This window comes from Actinophytocola sp. (genome assembly GCF_036402745.1).
GTDB lineage: Bacteria > Actinomycetota > Actinomycetes > Mycobacteriales > Pseudonocardiaceae > Actinophytocola.
The window spans coordinates 1-4,842 of sequence record NZ_DASWSJ010000209.1; the positions used below are offsets into that span (position 1 = coordinate 1).

Here is a 4,842-nt window from a genome sequence, read left to right on the forward strand (position 1 = left end):
CACGGCCCGTCCCTGATCGGGATGGCCTTGCTGATCGGCGTGCCCCTGACCCTGCTGGGCCTGGCGATGACGCTCGAGGCGTACCCGTCGTGGCTCGGCTGGACCGGCGCCGTCGTCGGCGCCGCGACGCTGGTCGCGGCCGTCGGCCTGTTCCTGTCGCCCAGCTTCATCGACGGCGCACTGCTCTACGGCGTACTCGCCTCTGTTCTCGCGCAGCTCTGGCTCGCGGCCACAGGAATCGTCATGCTCCGCCGCGCAGCGCGGTTGACCGTCCATCCGGAGGGTCGGCCAGCGTGATGTCCACGCGGTGCGGGCCGGTCAGCGTGGCGGGGATCGCGTGGCCGGGCTGCTCCGCGCCGTCCACGTGGAACGATCCGATGTGGTCGCCCGAACCGGTGACCGTGACCTCCAGCGTGAGGTCGCGGTGGGCCAGGCCGGACAGCCGGAGCGTGCCGAAGCCGGCGGGAACAACGGGCCGGAAGCGGATCTCCGCACCGTCGAAGGACAGGCCGAAGAGTCCATAGTGGACCATCGCGAGGTAGCCCGCGGCACTCCACAGCTGGCGCGCGGACCCGCCCGGCCGCCCCGTGTCCGGCCGGTAGAACTCGTGGAAGGTCTCCGCGCACCCGGCCAGGTCGGCCAGACCGGCCAGCTCGGCGGCGAACACGTCGACGGACCCGCGCGTGGCCGCCGCCCAGCCCCAGTAGCCCTGGACGAACGGCCAGACCATGCCGTTGTGGTAGTAGTACTCGTCGCGCAGCAGCCACGGCTTCCAGAGCGGGTACCGCGGCCAGAGGCAGGGCAGCCCGTGCCGGGTGGCGGTGACGGTGCGGAAGACGGCCGCGGCCGCGTCGTCGTCGGCCACGCCCCACAGCACCGCCAGCGCGGTGCCGAGCCCTTCCCAGCGATCGGAGGGCCGGCCGTCGGCGTCCTCGTAGTAGGCGTAGCGGCCGCGCTCCGGCTGCCACAGCCGGTCGTTGATCGCCCGCTTCAACGCCGCCGCCCGCGCCTCGAACGGCGCCGGATCCTCCCCGAGCAGCTCCGCCGACCGCGCCGCCAGCGCGTAGCCACGGTGGTAGAGGACGTTGGTGCTCAACGCCTTCGTGGCGCCGACCGCCCGGCCGGAGAACGCGAACCGCGGCGGGTAGCCGCTGTTGGACTCCATGAAGCTGGCGCACCCCCGGAACAGCCCGCCATCGAAGATCTCCTGCTCGGCCCGCGCCAGGCTCGCCCGAGTCACACCATGGCTCCAGCGCAGGAAGTCCACGTCGCCGGTGGCGACATAACAGGCCCAAGCCCCAACGGCACCGACGACGGAGTCGGTCAGCCGCGGCCAGCCGCCGAAGTGCGCCGCCCGGTCCTGCACCCAGGCCCCACCGGACGCCGCGAGCCCACGCATGGTGGCCGCCGAAACTCCCGGATGCAGAAGCCCGGCCGCCAGATCAATGGCATACGAGGCATCCCGAACCCACACGGTCGGCCAGTCCACCCCGGCGACGAACGCCCCCCGGGAGACGCTGGCCGCGACGTCGCGAACCGCCATGCCGTAGGCCGCGTCGTGGACCGCCCGCCCGGACTCGAACCTGGGAACCACCACCCGGCCAAAGGTACTGGTAGGTGATCAGCTCGTGCGGGCCTTACTCGACCACCTTGTGCAGAAACCCGGCCAGGTTCGCCATCGTCCGGCCGACCTTCTCCGCCAGCGTCAGCGACTCGTGGAGCCGTCCGCCGGGCCCGGCGTCCTTCTTCCCGCGCAGGTACAGCGAGCAGGCCAGGTCGGTGCAGAGGTAGGCGCCGACGGAGTTGCCCTGCTGCCCGTTGCGCCCGGCCTTGCGTGCGGTCATCAGGGACACGCCGGGTCCGGTGTGCGTGGTCAAGCACAACGAGCACATGCTGCGCCGGACCCGCTGGGTCTGCGGTGCCACCCGCAGCGCCACCCCGACGAGCCCGTCGTCGGACTCGGCGACCAGGTAGGCGCGCTCCCGCGCGGAGGGGTCCCGCCACCCGAGGAAGTCCAGGTCGGCCCACGGTCGCTCGGCCAGGTCCTTGGGTACGGCCAGCCGCTTCGCCTCGCCCTTGGTGCAGTTGACGAAGGACGACCGGATGGCGCTCTCGGTTACTGGCCTCATAGGAGCTATCCTAATATGATTAGGCAACTGAATAGACATCCTAGGAGAGCGGCGGGATGGTGCGCGCGGGACTGACCACCGAAGGCCTGACCCAGGCGGCGGCGGAGCTGGCCGACGAGGTCGGCTTCGAGAACGTGACCGTCTCGGCAGTCGCGCGCCGGTTCGGCGTCAAGGATGCGAGCCTGTACTCACACCTCAAGAACCTGCGGGACCTGCGCGTCCGGGTGGCGCTGCTGGCTCTGGCCGAGCTCGCCGACAGGGTCGCGGCCGCGCTGGCCGGCCGCGCCGGCAAGGACGCGCTGGTGGCCTTCGCCAACGCCTACCGGGACTACGCCAAGCAGCATCCGGGCAGGTACGCCGCGGCACAGCTCGAGCTCGACCCGGCGACCGCGGTGGCCAGCGCGGCCGGCCGGCACTCGGAGATGACGCGGGCGATCCTGCGCGGCTACCACCTGCCGGAGCCCGACCAGACGGACGCGATACGGCTGCTGCACAGCACCTTCCACGGGTACGTGAGCCTGGAGGCGGCGGGCGGGTTCGACCACAGTCCGCGCGAGGTGGGCGCCTCCTGGTCCAGAACCCTGGACGCCCTCGACGTCCTGCTCAGAAACTGGCCGCCGGCCTGACACGATGATCGTCAGGTGTGGGCTCTCGGTGCCCACAGTTGGTCGGCGTCGCCGGCGTCGAGCCGGCCGCGGTAGACGTCGATCTTGTGGTCGATGAGCTCGAGGTTCTCCTGTAGCTCAGCGAGCTTGGCGATCACCTCGGCGCGGTGGGCCTCCATGAGGGCGAGTCGTTCGTGCTCGTTGCCGTGCCCGGCGCAGACGAGCTGGGCGTAGCGCCGGATGGTCTTGATGGGCATGCCGGTGGCCCGCAGCCTGGTGCACACGGTGATCCAGTCCAGGTCCAGCTGCTGGTAGCGCCGCCGCCCGCCGGCGGTGCGGTCGACGGGCGTGACGACCAGGCCGGCGCGTTCGTAGTAGCGCAGGGTGTGCGCGCTGACCCCGGTGCGGCGGGCGGCCTCGGCGATGCTCAGGCCCGGCTGGGGGTCGGAGCGAGCGGGCTGCGGCTTGACTTCGAGCACGCTCTAAATCCTAGCGTCGTGGTCATGAGCGCATTGGTACTGCCGAAGACCACGGCCGGCGAGCTCAGCCGACGCCGCCGACTCCTGGTGCTCGCGATCTGCTGCGCCAGCGTGGTCGTCGTGGTGATGGACATCTCCATCGTCAACGTCGCGCTGCCCGCGATTCGCCGCGACCTGCACGCCTCGGTGTCCGGTCTGCAGTGGACGGTCGACGCGTACACCCTGGTGCTGGCCAGTTTCCTGGTGCTGGCCGGGTCCACCGCCGACCGGGTCGGCCGCCGGCGCGTCTTCCAGGTCGGCCTCGCCGCCTTCGGGCTCGGCTCGCTGCTGTGCGGCCTCGCGCCGAGCATCGGGTGGCTGATCGCGGCACGTGCGCTGCAGGCCGTCGGTGGCACGATGCTCAACCCGGTGGCGATGGCGATCGTCGCCACCACGTTCCCCGACCCGGCCGAGCGGGCCAGGGCCATCGGCGTGTTCGGTTCGATGAGCGGCCTGGCGCTGGCGCTGGGCCCGATCCTCGGCGGCGCCCTGGTCGACGGCTTCGGCTGGCACGCCATCTTCTGGGTCAACGTGCCGATCGTGGCCGCCGCGATCGGGTGCACCGCGCTGTTCGTGCCCGAGTCCCGCGCCGCCCGGGCGCGCCGGTTCGACCCGGTCGGCCAGACCCTGGTGATCCTCATGCTGGGCGGCGTCGTCCACGCGATCATCGAGTCCGCATCGCTGGGCTGGGCCTCGCCGGTCATCCTCGGCCTGCTCGCCGTCGCCGTGCTCAGCGCGCTGGGCATCCTCGGCTACGAACGGCGCCGGGTCGACCCTTTGCTGGAGCTGCGCCTGTTTCGCAGTGTGCCGTTCAGCGCGGCGATCCTGATGGCGCTGTTCGCCTTGTGCGGGTTCGGCGCGTTCCTGTTCGTGACCACCCAGTACCTGCAGGACGTGCGCGGCATGTCGGCGCTCGCGGCCGGGCTGTGCCTGCTCCCGGTCGGGGTGCTGATCGTGGTGCTCTCCCCGGTCACCGGCCGGCTGGTCGGCGCGCGCGGTCCGCGCGGGCCGCTGATGGTCGCGGGCGCCGCGCTGGCACTGGGCGGCGGCGCGTCGGTGTGGCTCGGGCCGGCCACCCCGCTGCCGGCCGTGCTCGCGATCTATCTGCTGTTCGGCGTCTTCCTGGGCACGGTCAACCCGCCGATCACCAACACGGCGGTCTCCGGAATGCCCCGCTCGATGGCCGGGGTGGCCACGTCGCTGGCCTCCGCCGGCCGGCAGACCGGCACGACGCTGGGCGTCGCGATCGCCGGAACGATCGTGGGATCGGCCCTGGCCCGCGGCGGGACCGTGTTCACCAGCGCGGAGCACGGCGTGTGGTGGCTGGTGTTCGGGCTCGGCGTCGGCATCCTGGTCCTGGGGCTGCTCAGCACCGGGCGCTGGGCCTCGGCCACCGCCGGGCGGGCGGCGGCCTTGTTCGAGGAGGTGGACCGGGGCGCCTCTCCCGCGCGCCCCGATGATCGATTCGTGCCGCGATGAGTGGAATCCGCTCGTCGCGATCTCTCTCGCTCGGCGGCGGCCGACATCGTCAAGCGAACGAATGCACACCGGCGCCGTGAAGCGGCGATTCTCGCGCTCGTCGCCGTATTG

At 72.0% G+C, this 4,842-nt stretch carries 6 protein-coding genes; 3 read left to right on the forward strand and 3 right to left on the reverse strand.

Annotated features, from left to right (window positions below):
- A partial coding sequence (locus VGD70_RS19850) for a hypothetical protein (RefSeq protein WP_331083423.1) occupies positions 1-297 on the forward strand: 297 nt, incomplete at its 5' end.
- On the opposite strand, the gene VGD70_RS19855 is transcribed toward VGD70_RS19850, so the two are convergent.
- Together VGD70_RS19855 and VGD70_RS19860 are read right to left on the reverse strand one after the other, a co-directional pair.
- Positions 242-1,597, reverse strand: a complete 1,356-nt coding sequence (locus VGD70_RS19855) for an MGH1-like glycoside hydrolase domain-containing protein (RefSeq protein WP_331083425.1) — start codon at positions 1,595-1,597, stop codon at positions 242-244. The two genes, VGD70_RS19850 and VGD70_RS19855, sit on opposite strands and share 56 nt — an antisense overlap.
- A 40-nt stretch (positions 1,598-1,637) precedes the next feature.
- A complete protein-coding gene (locus VGD70_RS19860) occupies positions 1,638-2,129 on the reverse strand; it encodes an FBP domain-containing protein (protein ID WP_331083427.1) in 492 nt (163 codons plus the stop codon).
- Positions 2,130-2,185: 56 nt separating this feature from the next.
- On the opposite strand from VGD70_RS19860, the gene VGD70_RS19865 reads away from it, so the two are divergent.
- A complete protein-coding gene (locus VGD70_RS19865) occupies positions 2,186-2,755 on the forward strand; it encodes a TetR/AcrR family transcriptional regulator (RefSeq protein ID WP_331083429.1) in 570 nt (189 codons plus the stop codon).
- Positions 2,756-2,766: 11 nt separating this feature from the next.
- Here the strand turns inward: VGD70_RS19865 and VGD70_RS19870 are convergent, their stop codons facing one another.
- Positions 2,767-3,213, reverse strand: coding sequence for a MerR family transcriptional regulator (locus VGD70_RS19870; protein ID WP_331083431.1), 447 nt, complete (start codon positions 3,211-3,213; stop codon positions 2,767-2,769).
- A gap of 24 nt (positions 3,214-3,237) precedes the next feature.
- Here VGD70_RS19870 and VGD70_RS19875 point away from each other — a divergent pair, with 24 nt between their 5' ends.
- A complete protein-coding gene (locus VGD70_RS19875) occupies positions 3,238-4,731 on the forward strand; it encodes an MFS transporter (protein ID WP_331083432.1) in 1,494 nt (497 codons plus the stop codon).
- Positions 4,732-4,842: the final 111 nt, after the last annotated feature.

What these genes read in the sequence shown, in the direction of transcription:
- VGD70_RS19860 (WP_331083427.1), bottom strand. Translation starts at nt 2,129, where the DNA reads ATGAGGCCAGTAACCGAGAGCGCCATCCGGTCGTCCTTCGTCAACTGC.
- VGD70_RS19865 (WP_331083429.1), top strand. Translation starts at nt 2,186, where the DNA reads ATGGTGCGCGCGGGACTGACCACCGAAGGCCTGACCCAGGCGGCGGCG.
- VGD70_RS19875 (WP_331083432.1), top strand. Translation starts at nt 3,238, where the DNA reads ATGAGCGCATTGGTACTGCCGAAGACCACGGCCGGCGAGCTCAGCCGA.